Consider the following 14,019-nt stretch of genomic DNA (forward strand, 5'->3'; position numbering starts at 1 on the left):
ACGAACAGCCGGTTGTCTTTGGCCGAACGCCCTCTATCGCCGGGCTTGCCGGGTAGAAGCCCTTCGATTGTCTGCCACTGTTCATCTGTCAACACCATCCGAAGCATCCTGATCTCCGCCCAAAGATCAGGATGTAAACACAAATCAGCTAATGTGAACAGCCCCTAACGCGGCCGAGAGAGATGTCGGTTTGTTTTTTTACTTTTCTCGTTTGTCCACTTCTGACATTCGACGACGCGTTTGTCATGGGTGAACCCTATCGAGTGTCAATCCGCGGCACTCCGTCACGGAAATCGCGGGTTTTCGAGCTGGCACGCCCTTTGCGTATATGACGACAAGCGGAAACGACCGCCGAACCTCGAAGGAGAAACTTCAATGAAAAAGATTCAGAAGGGCTTCACCCTGATCGAACTGATGATCGTCGTGGCGATCATCGGCATCCTGGCCGCCATCGCGATTCCGCAGTTTAACGAGTACCGCGCAAAGGCGAACGACACCTCCGCCGTTGCTGATGCCAAGAACGGTATTACAGCGATCATTTCGTCGCTTCGCTGATCCACGCCAAGCATATCGGAGATATACGATGAAGAAAATTTCTGCCCTCCTTTTTGGTCTCCTTATTTCGAGTGCAACTTTCGCCCAAGTCGCCGGCGGCACTTATCAACTCGAAGGCTCGGGCCCTATCACTACTGATCAATGCGGCCTCTTGAACGAGAACGTCACGATTAACCTCACCACAGGTGTGAATGCGGGCGTGGACTGCGACGGGGAGCGTATTGCAATTAGCGCATGCCATACTGCTGGCCGAACCGTTGCACGCCAAGTCGACAGACCGACGCCGGTTGGCTGCGGGGTACCAGACCCGACTACTGGTGAAACTGTTGCATGCACGGGAACTGAACGAGTAACCGCAACTGGTGCAAGCATGGCGACGGCCACGACCCTTGCCGGTACGGTAACGCCGGAATATCCTGGGGAACTCTGCAGCGCTGCTGCTGCTGCTGCCACCGCAGCTGAGCAATAAGACAAGCTCTCACCCTAATAGCTATTGACAAGGCATACAATAGCTATTCCATTAAAATTGGAAATAACAGGCCGCAAAGCATTAAGCTTACGCGGCCTGTTTTTTAGTGGAATTTAGTTACTACGTTACAAAGACACCCTCACCCTCACGATCGATCCAGAAAAAATACGAAAACATCGTGGATAAAATCTCATGCTATACCAAGCTCATTTCCGCAGTGCATTTCGCTTATGTGCAAGCACAAGATTTTTCCCCACCGTAGCGTGGTTAAGCGCCTCTTTAATTGTGGCAGCACTAGTTGCTGCACAGTTCAGCGGGCGCCAACCCTCAAGTGTCGCTCTTGATGTTGGCATTTCGGCTATCCGAATTTTGCTACCAGTGCTCGCCACTCTTCTAGTTCATGACTTATTGTTTCGAGAGTTCGATCGAAAGCTCTATCTAACGTCTATGACGTACCCACTCCCGAGGCAGGCGTTTCTCCTGAGTCGAGTTTTCGTTGCCGCCTTACTCCTTTTTAGTTTACTTATTGTTTTAGCCTCTGCTCTGGCCTGGCTTACCAATTGGGTCGGGCATGGCATTTCTCAGTCGAAACCGCCGGCACTAGGCCTGCCTTACGTTGTCACGATGGCCTTCATTGCGCTGGATCTTCTGGTCGCGCTCGCCATTGGAACGCTGATCGCCGTCACCACAACTACGCCCAGCTTTGTGCTGATCGGCACCATCGGCTTCATGGGGGTGGCTCGCTCCTATTCGGCCATCGTCGCGCTGCTGACGCGCGACAGCACGTTGGTCGGGAACGCCGACACCTACCAGTCTTCCCTCAGCCTGCTCGGCTACCTGTTGCCCGACCTGGCCGCGCTCGATGTGCGCATGATTTCGCTCTACGGCGACTGGCAATTCCTGCCCGACGACTGGCCGCTGCGCGTCGTCTCCACGCTGGCTTATGCTGCGGCCCTGTTCGCACTGTCGGTGTGGGCGCTGAACCGGAAGAAGTTCGCCTGATGAATGCGCGCAACGCATTGCCGCTCGCAATTGCAGCACTGGGATTCGGCCTTTTCGCCGCGATCTGGGCCATGCGGTCGCCTGCCAGCACCGAGCCGCCACCCGAAGTATTCGACCGCGTGGTCGTCTCGGCCCCGGTACAACTGCTGCTCGCCGGCGGCGACCGCTTTCTGGCCGCCAACATCGAATCCATCCGCGCCGTTGCGACCACCAGCGACAACCCCGAAGCGGCCGAAGCCAACGCCTCCTTCGCCATCCGTGCGCGTCGCGTGGTCGCGCAGTTGAACCCCTGCCACGAAGACAACTACTACCAGGGCAACGCCCTGCTGACCTGGGGCGGGGCGGTGGCCGAAGGCAACGACTTGCTCAAGCGCGCCACCGAGTGCCGCACCTGGGACGAGATCCCACCCTTCTTTTACGGCTTCAACCTGTATTTCTTCCTGCACGACGTCGAAGGTGCTCGCGCCTCGCTGGAGATTGCCGCCGAACGCGCCACCGACAACGCCGCCGGCTTCCGCAAGTTCGCCATCATGCTCGCAGCAGGCGAACTGAAGGACGACAGCGCCGCGCTCGACTTCCTGCAGCAGGAGCGCGCGCAAACCAGCGACTCCAAGTTGCAAGGCATGCTCGACAAGCGCATCGCCCGCCTGCAAGGCCTCATCACCCTGCGCGCTGCTCAGCAACGCTACGAAGCTCGCTTCGGCCAGCCCCTGACCAACCCGCAGGCGCTGATCGACAGCGGCGAACTTGAGGCCTTCCCCAACGATCCGCTGCGCATCGGCTACGAATTCGCCGATGGCCGGTTCCGGCTGAAGGAACTCAAGATCGCCGGGCTGGAGCGGCCTTAGTCCGCGAGACTTTCCTGTTTTTCGACTGCAGCTTACTCTATGGCTCACGCCAATGAGACGGACGCCATGCGACTCAGCACAGAACAACGCCACTTGATCCGCACTGCGGCTGCACGCACACTCGGCCCGGGTATCGACGTGCGGCTGTTCGGATCTCGAGCGAACGCAGACGCACGAGGTGGGGATATCGACCTGTTCGTAGAACTGGAGGGCGAGGCCGGCGAGGTGCTCGAACGCGAACTGAAGTTCTACGCAGCCTTGCAGCGTGCGCTGGGTGAGCAACGCATCGACATCGTAGTCCATCGAAAGAACACACCGCTGCGCCCCATCGACCGCGAAGCCATAGAAAATGGAGAGCCGATTTGATCAGCGAACATAGGCGCCTGTGGCAACACGCCATGCAGCAACAACACCGCTATCCATGACCCCCGCCCTCGAATTCCATTCCGTCAGCAAGACCTTCCGCTCCCGCGGCAAGACCGTACAGGCGCTGCGCAACGTCAGCTTCGATGTCACCGAAGGCGAGGTGTTCGGCTTCGTCGGCCCCAATGGTGCGGGCAAGTCCACCACGATCAAGGTGATGCTGGACGTCATCAACGACTACGAGGGCGAGGTGAAGCTGTACGGCGTGTCGGCGCGCGAGGCGGAGTCGCGCAAGGGCATCGCCTACGTGCCCGAATCGCCCGCGCTGTACGAACAATTCACACCGCTCGAGATCCTGCGCATGGCGCTGGACATGTACGGCATCCGCCGGCCGGATGCCGACGCCTGGTGCATGCAGTGGCTGGAACGTTTCTCGGTGGCGCAGAACGCCAGGCGCCGCATCCGCGAGCTGTCCAAGGGCAACGCGCAGCGCGTGGCGCTGGCCCATGCGCTGGTCGTCAGTCCCCGCCTGCTGGTGCTGGACGAGCCGCTGTCGGGCCTGGACCCGGTGGGGCGCAAGGACGTGGTCGACATCCTGGCCGAATACAAGCGCGACGGCGGCGCGATCTTCTTCACCTCGCACGTGCTGCACGACGTCGAGCGCATCGCCGACCGCTTTGGCTTCATCCATCAGGGCGAACTGCTGACCACCCGCTCGCCGCGCGACCTGGTAAGCGAGCGCGCCGACCGCTTCATCGTGCGCTACCAGGCCCGTGCCCCGCTGGATGGCGAACACGCGGCGATCCGCGAAGGCGAATACGAACAGGAACTCGACGAAGCCGCCCTGCCAGCCTTCCTGACGCGGCTTCAGGCCGAAGGCGGCCGGCTGGTGACGGTGAAGCCGGCGGTGTCGCTGGAGACGGTGTTCTTCAAGATTCTGGAAGGGCAGAAGCCGGCTTAAGCCGGCTCGCCCTCGACGGCCACTCGTCGCGCGCGATCAGAGGGCCAGATACCCCACCACGAAATCCGCCACCGCCTCGGGATCGTTGATGTCCAGCGTGGGCAGGGTGGTGGACACCTCGGTATCCGTCGCCACGGCGACGATGCGGCCGTCCTCCGGGAACAGTAGCGGCTCGGTCACTACGGCGCGATGCACCTCGATCTTGGGGATTTCGGCGCGCTTGAAGCCTTCGACGAGGACCACGTCGCAGGGACCGAGCTTGTCGAGCAGTTCGTCGAGCGTCGCCTCGGGCGCGCCGCGCAGCTCTCGCGTGAGCGACCAGCGCTGGCCGGAGCTGACCATGACCTCGCGGCAACCGGCCTGACGGTGGCGCCAGGAGTCCTTGCCGGCGTGGTCGATGTCGAAGCTGTGGTGCGCGTGCTTGACCAGCGAGACCGCGTAGCCGCGCGCCGTCAGCACGCTGATGACCTGCTCGACCAGCGTCGTCTTGCCACTGCCGGACCAGCCGGCAAAACCCATCACTTTCATGTTGCGTGTGCGTCCGTTGAGTCGTCGGCGCCCCGGCCGTCCGGGGCGGTGTCGTTGTGATAGACCGGTTCGGCCAGCAGGCTGACCGTGAAAGCCGTGCCGAGGCCGGGCGTGCTGTCGACCTCGATGCGGCCGCCGTAGCGCTCGACCAGCGTATGGCTGATCGACAGGCCCAGCCCGGTGCCCTGCCGCTTCTTGGTGGTGAAGAAGGGATCGAAGATGCGCGCCATGTCCTCGCCGCGGATGCCGCTGCCGGTGTCGCGCACGGTGATGCGCACGCCGCGGGCGTCCGTCGCGGGGTCGCGGTCGGCCGTCGCGAGCGTGAGGGCACCGCCCCCGGGCATGGCCTGCACGGCATTGACGATGAGGTTGATCAGCACCTGCTGCAGCTCCTGCAGGTTGATCTGCACCCGCTCGCGCGCCTGCAATTGCTGCACCACCTTCACGTCGGCGCGCGCGAGGTGCTGACGCGTCAGCACCAGGCAGTCGGCGACCGCGGGATTGACGTCCACCGCCTCGACATAGCCGGCGAACTCGTCTGGCCGCGCAAACTGAAGCAGCTTGGTGACGATGACGCGGATGCGATTGACCTGCTCGTGGATCAGCCGCATCTCGTTGGCGACCGGCTGTGCGGCGGCGCCGAGTTCCTCGCGCATCAGGTCCAGGTTGCCCTGGATGACGGCGGTGGGGTTGCTGATCTCGTGGGCGACGCCGGCCGTCAGTTCGCCGATGGCAGCGAGCTTCTCGCGCATCACCAGCTGGCGTTGCGCGGCGCGCAGTTCCTCGTTGGCGGCGGCGAGGTCGGCAGTGCGCTCGGCCACCTTGCGGTCGAGCGCGGCGTTGAGCGACTGCAACTCGGCACGCTGCGCAGCCTGGCTGTCGAGCAGCCGGTCGAACTCGGTCGCCAGTCGCCCGAGCTCGTCGCGGCTGTCGATATGGCCGACGCGCGCCGTGGCGTCGCCGGCTTCGATGCTGCCGATGGTGGCGTGCATGCGCTCGATCGGGCGGAAGACACTGCGCGCCCAGTGCAGCGTCCACAAGGCGCCGAGCCCGCTGATGATCAGCGAAATCGTTGCGACCACGGCCAGCGCGAGGTATTTCGCTGCACGGTAGGGCGCCTCCTGGAAGCCGACGTAGAGCATGCCGACGCGTTCGCCCAGGCTGTCGACCACCGGCTCGTAGCCCGACACGTACCAGTCGTTCACGACGAAGGCGGTCTCCAGCCAGGTGCGCCCATCGCGCAACACATGGTCACGCACGACCTGCGAGGCGCGCGTGCCGAGCGCGCGCTCGCCCTCGAACAGGCGCACGTTGGTGGCGATGCGCGCATCGTCCAGGAACAGCGTGGCCGTGCCCTTGCCGCCCAGCGGCAGCGTGCCCTCGCGATAGACGATGGCGTTGATGTTGTCGACGAAATCGAGATTGCCGTTGAGCAGCACGCCGCCCTCGAGCACCGCGACCAGGTTGCCGCTGCCGTCACGTACCGGCGCCGCCGCATGGATGACCATGCCGCGCTCTTCCACCCTGCGCCCGTCCTGGACCGCGCGCGGGGTGTCAATCAGCGTCAGGCGGGCCCGCTCACGCAGGGCGGGCGACAGCGCGCCAAGTTCGTCCGCCGGAAACAGGTCGATCACGCTGCTGCTGCCCGAGCGGATCGCCTGCGCCACCACCGGCCACCCCATGCGGTCGCTGCCCGGGGCGAGGTTGCCGGAAGACTGCAGCACGCGGCCGCTGACGTCGAGCAGGTTGAGGAAATCGAGCGCGTGTTCGGCGCGGCGCGCCTTCAGTACCGCATCGAGCATCTCGAGCTGCAGAGCCAGCGCCAGTTCGTGCGAATTCGCGAGCCCGGTCACGCGCATGCCGACATTGTCGATGACGCGCTCGAAGTAGCCGTGCGCGGTCGACATGTCGCTGCCGACCTTGGACACCATCAGGCGATGGTAATAGGTCTCGCCCCAGTACCAGGTCAGCCCCATGATGATCGGGAAGCCGAGCATCAGCGGCGCCAGCACCAGGAACAGCAGCTTGGCGCGCACCGACGCGCGCAGCGCAGCAAGCGGGCTGCGCCAGGTGACTGACGGGGACGACGCGGGGCGCGACGGGGTCATCGGATGCGTGGCATTCGGCAGCGAGCGCAGGCAGCGCCCTCAGGCGCGGCGCTCCAGCGTGTCGGCAAGGGCGGCTTCGCTCCACTCGGCGAACTTGCGCTCGAGCGTCTTGCGCGACACGCCCAGCCGGCGCGCAGCCTCGGTCTTGTTGCCACCACAGGCCTCGGTGACGCGCTCGATGTGGCGGCGCTCGACCTCGGCCAGGCTCAGCTCCAGCTCGCCGGCCGGGGGCGGCGGCACCACGTCGGCACCGGGCACCGGCTCGGACGGGAAGCTGCCGAGGATCATCGAGCGCTCGACATAGTTGCGCAGCTCGCGCACGTTGCCGGGCCAGGGATAGGCGGCCAGCCGGCTCACCACCTCGTGCGACAGCGGCAGGGGCGCGACGCCCAGCTGCACCGACAGTTGCTGCATGAAGTGGCGCATCAGGTCGGGAATATCCTCGCGGCGCTCGCGCAGCGGCGGCATGCGGATATCCACGACGGCGAGGCGGTAGTACAGGTCCTGGCGGAAACGGCCAGCCCTCACTTCGGCCGCGAGATCGCGGTTGGAGGCGGCGATGATGCGCACATCCACCGGCACCTCGCGCTCGGAGCCGACCGGGCGCAGCTTGCGCTCCTCCAGCACGCGCAACAGCCGCGTCTGCATGGCCAGCGGCAGCTCGCTGATTTCATCGAGGAACAGCGTGCCGCCGTGGGCGTAGTAGAACAGGCCGTTGCGGGTTTCGGTGGCGCCAGTGAAAGCGCCCTTCACATGACCGAACAGTTCGCTTTCGATCAGCTCGGACGAGATCGCCGCGCAGTTCAGCGGCACGAAGGGACGCTGGGCGCGCGGGCTGGTCTGGTGCAGCGCGCGTGCGACGACCTCCTTGCCGGTGCCCGATTCGCCCAGCAGCAGCACGGTGCTGGGCATCTGCCCGACGCGCCGCACCAGGCCGCGCAGCTGCTCGATCGCCGGCGAATGCCCGACCAGACCGATGGGATCGGCGGCCAGCCCGGCCAGCTCGCGCCGCAGCACGAAGTTCTCGCGCGCCAGGCGGGCACGCTCGAAGCAGCGCTTGATCGAGTTGAGAATCTGGTCGACGCGGAAGGGCTTGAGGATGAAGTCCGACGCGCCGCCGCGCAGCGCGTCGATGGCGGTCTCCATGTCGGCGAAGGCGGTGACCAGAATGACGTCACCGGTATAGCCGTGCTCGCGCAGTTCGTGCAGCCACTCGATGCCGGACTTGCCCGGCAGCGCGATGTCGAGGATCAGCAGGTCGAAATGCAGCCGCGCCATCAGCTCGGCGGCGTGTTCGGCGTCGGCCGCGGCCTGCACCATGCCGCAGCGCCGCGCGAGCGTGCGCTCGAGGAAGTTGCGCATGCCCTCCTCGTCATCGACCACCAGCACCGAATGGGCCTGCCAGTTGTATTCGGCCAGCTCCACCGGTCTTTCCATGCCCGTTGCCGTCTGCTGCGGCATGTCGTCTCCTCCGCGGACCATGGATCAGAAGGGTTTCAGCACGACGAGGAAGACCACCACCGCAAGCACGATCACCGGCACTTCGTTGAACACACGGAACCACACGTGGCTGCGGGTATTTCGCCCGGCCGCAAAGTCGCGCAGCAGGCGGCCGCAGTACAGGTGATAGCCGATCAGGAAGATGACCAGAAGGGTCTTGGCATGCAGCCAGCCGCCGGCGAAGCCGTAGCCGAACCACAGCCAGAAGCCGAAGACCACGGCCAGAATGCCCAGCGGGGTCATGAAGCGGTAGAGCTTCATCTCCATCATCGCCAGGCGTTCGCGCGTGGCGGCGTCCTCGACCATGGCGTGGTTGACGAACAGGCGCGGCAGGTAAAAGAGGCCGGCGAACCAGCTCACGACGAAGATGATGTGAAGGGCCTTGATGGTCAGCATGTCGATTGAAGAAGTTCCGAGTCAGTCGTAAGTGGGGTTTGTACGATGCCTGCCCGGCCGGACAAGATAGCCCGCCCGTTCAGGCACTGCGGCGCACTGCGTCACGCAGTCCGTCGGCAATCGTCGGATAGCGCAGCACGGTGCGCAGTTCCCGCTTGAGGCGGCGGTTGTCCAGCCGACGCGATTCGCTCATGAAGGACAGGGTCAGCGGCGACAGGCGCTGCCCGATCTCGCCGCGCGACAGCCGCGGCGGACGCGGAAGCTTGAAGGCGTCGGCAACGGCGTCGAAGTAGTCACCCATCTTCAGGTCGGAATCGTCGGCGGCGTTGTACACCCGCCCTGCCGGCGCTCGGAACAGGGCCAGACAGGCGAGCCGCGCCAGATCCTCGGCGTGGATGTGGTTGGTGAAGACGTCATCGGCGGCCGTCAGCACCGGATCCCCGCGCTGCAGGCGGTCGAGCGGCAGACGGTCGGCGGCATAGATGCCGGGCGCGCGCAGGATGGCAACGCGCACGCCACTGCGGCGGCCGAAATCGCGCAGGCGACGCTCGGCATCGACGCGACGCTGCGCGCGCGCGGTACTGGCGCGACAGGGACGCGTTTCATCGACCAACGCGCCGCCGCAATCGCCGTAAACCCCTGTCGTGCTTATGTATACGAGGCCCTGTGGTAGACTCCGGCCGGCTCCCAGCGCCGCCAGAAGCCGCGCCATACGGGGGTCTCCGGCTCCTTGCGGGGGGGGCGGCGCGAAGTGCAGCACGGCATCGGCCAGCCCCGCCAGCCGCATCAGGCTGCGACGGTCGTCGAGATCGGCTTGCACCGGCACCGCACCGGCCGCACGCAGGCTGGCAGCCGCCGCGCCACGGCGCACCAGCGCGAAGACGCGGAAGCGACGTGTCAGCCAGGGCAGGCAGCGAGCGGCAACGTCACCGCTGCCGACGATCAGGATTCTTTTCATTTTGTAATTATCACACGCACCATGACCTACCGGATTTCCCTCCAGCCCGGCGGACACGAATTCGAAGCCGCTGCCGACCAGACCGTGCTCGAGGCCGCGCTCGGCGCCGGCCTGTTGCTGCCGCACAGCTGTCGCGACGGTGCCTGCGGCGCCTGCAAGGGCAAGGTGCTCGAAGGGACGGTGGATTACGGCAAGTTCTCCGCCGGGGCACTGAGCGAGTCCGACCGTGCCGAGGGCTATGCGCTGTTCTGTTGCGCCAGACCGCAGTCGAATCTGGTCGTGGAGGCGCGCAACGTCACCCGCGCCGGCGACATCCCGGTCAAGAAGCTGCCGTGCCGCGTGCAGAAGCTGCAGCGCCTGGCGGACGACGTGATGCTGATCGACCTCAAGCTGCCTGCCAGCGAGAACTTCCAGTTCCGCGCCGGCCAGTACATCGACATCCTGCTCGCCGACGGCCAGCGCCGCAGCTTCTCGATCGCCAACGCACCGCACGACGGCGGCCACATCGAGCTGCATGTGCGCCGCATCGACGGCGGCAGGTTCACCGCCCACGTGTTCGAGGCGATGAAGGAGAAGGAGATCCTGCGCTTCGAAGGCCCGCATGGCAGCTTCTGGCTGCGCGAGGATTCGGCGCGTCCGATCGTGATGGTGGCCGGCGGGACCGGCTTCGCACCGATCAAGGGCATCGTCGAGCACGCCATCGCGATCGGCGTGAAGCGCCCGATCACGCTCTACTGGGGGGCACGCGACCGCGCCGGCCTCTACCTGGACGAACTGGCACGCAGCTGGGAAGGCGCGCTGCCCGGCTTCCGCTACATCCCGGTGCTGTCGGATGCTTCGGCCTCCGCCGACTGGTCCGGCCGTCGCGGCCTGGTGCATCAGGCGGTGCTCGACGACTTCACCGACCTGTCGGGCCACGAGGTCTACGCCTGCGGCGCACCGGCCATGATCGATGCGGCCCGTATCAGCTTCTGCGGCCAGCGCGGCCTGCCGGAGGACGCCTTCTACGCCGACGCCTTCACCTTCGCCGCGCCCACGAACTGACCCGACGCACCACGCGCCCGACACCGGAGCCCCCATGAGCCAGACCACCCTGCTGACCCGCGAACCCGTGGTGAACAAGAGTCGCGCGATCACCGCCAACCGCCTGATCGCGCACGGCCCCAACGTGGGGGCGGTCGTCGAGACGCTGAACGCGCTCGGCGACGTCTGGCCGACCCATCATCCGGTGTTCGTCAGCCTGGGGCGCCTGGTGCCCACGCCCGAGCTGATGGACTGGAAGATCCCGGACAACGCGACGATCGAAATCCCCGCCCAGACTCTGGCCCACCCGCAGACGCAGGCCTTGATGCCCCGGCTGCGCGACAGCGGTGTACCGATGAACCTGACCTGGTTCACCGCCGGCGCTGCGTTGCCGCCCGGCATCGACTGGCGTTTCGCGATCCTCGACGTGCGCCGAGGCATGGCGCCCGCGGGTGCCCCCGGGCTGAAGCTGGCCTGGGGCCTGCCCGACGTGAATGCCTTCCGCCAGGCAGTGGGCGCGGGCTTCGATGGCGCCTCGGGCTGGTTCTTCCTGCACGGCAACCCGCCCGCCAAGGAGCTGTCGCCCGGCCACGCGCAGATCGTCCGCCTGCTCAACCTGGTACGCAACAACGCCGAGATCCGCGACATCGAGAACGTGCTCAAGCAGGACGTGGCGCTGTCGTACAAGCTGCTGCGCTACATCAACTCGGCCGGCTTCGGCCTGATGTGCGAGATCCAGTCCTTCCGCCACGCGGTCAGCATCCTGGGCTACAACGCGCTCAACAAGTGGCTGTCGCTGCTGCTGGTCACGGCCAGCCGCGACCCCAGCGCGCCGTCGATGATGCAGACCGCAATCGCCCGCGGCCGCTTCATGGAAGAGATCGGCGCCAGCTACTTCGACGCCTCCGAGCGCGACAACCTGTTCATCACCGGCGCCTTCTCGCTGCTGCACCTGTTGCTCGGCACTTCGATGCAGGCCGTGCTCGACGAGATGAACCTGCCGGCCAGCGTGACCGACGCGCTGGTGCACGACGCGGGCGAATTCGCCCCCTTCCTGCGCCTGGCCCAGCACTGCGAGGCCTTCGACGGCGCCGGGCTGACCAAGGCCGCCGAAGAGCTGCACCTGCCCTTCGACAGTGTGAACCGCGCGCTGCTGACCGGCCTCGCCTTCGCCGACAGCCTGCAGGCTTGAGGCCCGACGCAGCGTCCACCGCAAACTGCGTCACGCTGTGCGTCTATTCGGCCGTCTAGAATCGGCTATCCAGTCCGACTAGCGGCCGTAGCCCCCATGCATCCTGCCGTTTCCAACCAGCCAGAGCTTCAGCCGCGCGCAGACGGCGCAGCGACGATCCTGCGCCTATTGTCGGCCAGTTCGCCAAACTGGCCCGAGGTCGCGCTGGTCGTTGCGCGCGACCCCGCACTGAGCCTGGCGCTGCTTGTCGCACAGCCACTGGCTGAAGGCGAGCTGGCGGACGGCCTCAACACGGTGCTGCGCCACCGTCTCGAGCGCATCGGCAGCGACCTGCTCCGCGCCTGGCTGCTCGGACTCGGCAGCCGCGGCAGCGCAATCGACGCCGCGCCCGATCGCGCACTGATGCGAGCCGAATGCGCGCTGCATCTGGCAATGGAGACCGGCTACGCCCGGCCCGACGAGGCCTATCTCGCGGGCTTGTGGCGCGGATTCGGCGCCTGCGCACGCAGCCGAGGCAACACCTCGGCCGACACGCGCCGCGCCGCGCGAACGACGCGTCCGCTGGCGGAACTCGTGCGTGACTGCGGCCTGCCGGCCAGCCTGGGCGACGCTCTCGAGCTGGGCGCCGTCATGGAGGAACAACTGCAGGGCGCACATCCGTTGTTGCGCCTGAGCGTTGCCGCGGAACGTCTCGCCGATGACGACTGGCAGGAGCGACTCGACGAGATTGGACGTCTGAGCGGACTCGCCGAACCGACGCTGACCAGCCTGCGCACCGACATCGGCTACATCGTGTCCGGCCACGCGGCCTACCCCCCGCCCGCCGCAGGCAGCACCGCGCTCGACGCGCGACCGCCGGCCAGCCTCGCCGAGGATCCTTATCGCAGCGCGGGCATGCTCGGCCTGCTGACCGCGGCCTTCGTCGACCTGGAGCGCACGGAGATCGAGGACCGGCTGGCCATCGCCTGTCCCCTGTTCGGCCTGCCTGCAGCACCCGTGCTGCTGTCGGCGGACGCCGCCGGGCGGCTGGCGCCGATGCTCGACACGCCGCCCGGATCGCCCACCGCGCTGATCGAGGAACTGCACCTGCGCCTGGACGACGAAGCGAGCATCATCGCGCTGTGCGCGCGCAGCGAGCAGGTCACCGTCTTCGCCCCGCAGGGCGGGCGCCCCGGCCGCAGCCTGGCCGACTGGCAGGTCGCCCGCTGGCTTGGCGGAGACGGCTTCTGCTGCCTGCCACTGACCACCAACGGCCATCCCTCGGTCGCGCTCATCGCCATCGATCACGGCAACGAGCTGGCCAGCGAACTGCAGTGGCGCTACGCCGCCCTGCTCGGTGCCGCCGTCCGCGCCCTGCGCGCCGCACTGCGCCAGCAGCACGCACTGGCCGACCGCGAGGCGCTGCTGCAGCAACGCTTCCGCGAGCATGTGCGCAAGATCGCCCACGAAGCCACCAACCCACTGACGGTGCTCAAGAGCCGCCTTGAGATGCTCGGGCTGGAGCGCCCGGAGGATGCGCCGCTGCAGAACGAGATGGTGCTGCTCAACACCGAGCTCGACCGCATCGACAACCTGCTGCGCAGCGCCGGCGACCTGCCGGTCGAAACCGTCGAGGCTGCCCGCTGCCGCGTGCCCGAACTACTGTTGGACCTGCGCTCGATCTACGGCGACGCGCTGTTCAACGAGCACGGCATCCAGCTCGAACTGCGTGCGGCAAAGGGCGTACCGGTCGCAGCCATTCCGCCATCGGCACTGAAGCAGGTACTGCTGAACCTGTTCCGCAACGCCTCCGAAGCGCTGCTGCCCGGCCAGCGCCTGGTGGTGTCGGTATCGTCCCAGGTCTCGGTCGACGGCAAGTCCTGCGTCGAGATCCGCCTGGTGGACAACGGCCCCGGCCTGCCCACCGACCGCGTGGCCGACCTGTTCTCGCCACGCCCGAGCAGCAAGGGCGGCGGACACCAGGGCGTGGGCCTGTCGATCGTGCGCGAAATCCTGTCGCAATGGAATGCGACGATACTGTGTCGCAGCCAACCGGGCAGCGGCACCAGCTTCCAGATCTTCCTGCCGCTGGAACATTCCGTCTGAGTGTTGCATTATGCCCGTTGCGACCAATCCT

At 66.0% G+C, this 14,019-nt stretch carries 14 protein-coding genes; 9 read left to right on the forward strand and 5 right to left on the reverse strand.

Features of this window, described 5'->3' with window-relative positions; translation table 11 throughout:
• Positions 1-375 precede the first annotated feature (375 nt).
• From CGK74_RS19365 to CGK74_RS00445, 6 genes are all read left to right on the forward strand, one after another.
• Positions 376-555: a prepilin-type N-terminal cleavage/methylation domain-containing protein gene (locus tag CGK74_RS19365; RefSeq protein ID WP_004335670.1), complete on the forward strand. Its 180-nt coding sequence runs from the start codon at positions 376-378 to the stop codon at positions 553-555.
• 28 nt (positions 556-583) lie between these two features.
• Positions 584-1,024, forward strand: a complete 441-nt coding sequence (locus CGK74_RS18720; protein WP_133091746.1) for a hypothetical protein — start codon at positions 584-586, stop codon at positions 1,022-1,024.
• A 624-nt stretch (positions 1,025-1,648) separates the two neighbouring features.
• Entirely contained in the window at positions 1,649-2,026 is a 378-nt protein-coding gene (locus CGK74_RS19095) for a hypothetical protein (protein ID WP_240498580.1), read from the forward strand.
• A complete protein-coding gene (locus tag CGK74_RS00435; protein ID WP_094266434.1) occupies positions 2,026-2,874 on the forward strand; it encodes a hypothetical protein in 849 nt (282 codons plus the stop codon). Before CGK74_RS19095 ends, CGK74_RS00435 begins: the two co-directional genes overlap by 1 nt.
• A 66-nt stretch (positions 2,875-2,940) precedes the next feature.
• Positions 2,941-3,240, forward strand: coding sequence for a nucleotidyltransferase domain-containing protein (locus CGK74_RS00440; RefSeq protein ID WP_094266737.1), 300 nt, complete (start codon positions 2,941-2,943; stop codon positions 3,238-3,240).
• A gap of 55 nt (positions 3,241-3,295) precedes the next feature.
• Positions 3,296-4,198, forward strand: coding sequence for an ABC transporter ATP-binding protein (locus CGK74_RS00445; protein WP_094266435.1), 903 nt, complete (start codon positions 3,296-3,298; stop codon positions 4,196-4,198).
• Positions 4,199-4,234: 36 nt separating this feature from the next.
• On the opposite strand, the gene mobB is transcribed toward CGK74_RS00445, so the two are convergent.
• The 5 genes from mobB to CGK74_RS00470 all read right to left on the reverse strand — a co-directional run bounded on the left by mobB (position 4,235) and on the right by CGK74_RS00470 (position 9,688).
• Positions 4,235-4,726: a molybdopterin-guanine dinucleotide biosynthesis protein B gene (mobB, locus tag CGK74_RS00450; protein ID WP_094266437.1), complete on the reverse strand. Its 492-nt coding sequence runs from the start codon at positions 4,724-4,726 to the stop codon at positions 4,235-4,237.
• A complete protein-coding gene (locus CGK74_RS00455) occupies positions 4,723-6,834 on the reverse strand; it encodes a sensor histidine kinase (protein WP_094266439.1) in 2,112 nt (703 codons plus the stop codon). The genes mobB and CGK74_RS00455 overlap by 4 nt, the downstream gene beginning before the upstream one ends.
• Before the next feature lie 39 nt (positions 6,835-6,873).
• Positions 6,874-8,295 carry a sigma-54-dependent transcriptional regulator gene (locus tag CGK74_RS00460; protein ID WP_094266441.1) on the reverse strand — a complete coding sequence of 474 codons (1,422 nt, stop codon included), beginning with the start codon at positions 8,293-8,295 and terminating at the stop codon, positions 6,874-6,876.
• Positions 8,296-8,319: 24 nt separating this feature from the next.
• On the reverse strand, positions 8,320-8,730 hold the full coding sequence (locus tag CGK74_RS00465; RefSeq protein WP_094266443.1) for a CopD family protein: 411 nt from the start codon (positions 8,728-8,730) through the stop codon (positions 8,320-8,322).
• Positions 8,731-8,809: 79 nt separating this feature from the next.
• A complete protein-coding gene (locus tag CGK74_RS00470) occupies positions 8,810-9,688 on the reverse strand; it encodes an NAD-dependent epimerase/dehydratase family protein (protein ID WP_094266445.1) in 879 nt (292 codons plus the stop codon).
• A 21-nt stretch (positions 9,689-9,709) separates the two neighbouring features.
• Here CGK74_RS00470 and CGK74_RS00475 point away from each other — a divergent pair, with 21 nt between their 5' ends.
• The 3 genes from CGK74_RS00475 to CGK74_RS00485 all read left to right on the forward strand — a co-directional run bounded on the left by CGK74_RS00475 (position 9,710) and on the right by CGK74_RS00485 (position 13,988).
• On the forward strand, positions 9,710-10,732 hold the full coding sequence (locus CGK74_RS00475) for a CDP-6-deoxy-delta-3,4-glucoseen reductase (RefSeq protein WP_094266447.1): 1,023 nt from the start codon (positions 9,710-9,712) through the stop codon (positions 10,730-10,732).
• Between the two features lie 34 nt (positions 10,733-10,766).
• Entirely contained in the window at positions 10,767-11,903 is a 1,137-nt protein-coding gene (locus CGK74_RS00480) for an EAL and HDOD domain-containing protein (RefSeq protein WP_094266449.1), read from the forward strand.
• A 96-nt stretch (positions 11,904-11,999) separates the two neighbouring features.
• Complete coding sequence (locus CGK74_RS00485; RefSeq protein ID WP_094266451.1) at positions 12,000-13,988, forward strand: ATP-binding protein; 1,989 nt, start codon at positions 12,000-12,002, stop codon at positions 13,986-13,988.
• The last annotated feature ends 31 nt before the right edge of the window (positions 13,989-14,019 follow it).

It is taken from the genome of Thauera propionica, from assembly GCF_002245655.1.
Lineage (GTDB): Bacteria > Pseudomonadota > Gammaproteobacteria > Burkholderiales > Rhodocyclaceae > Thauera > Thauera propionica.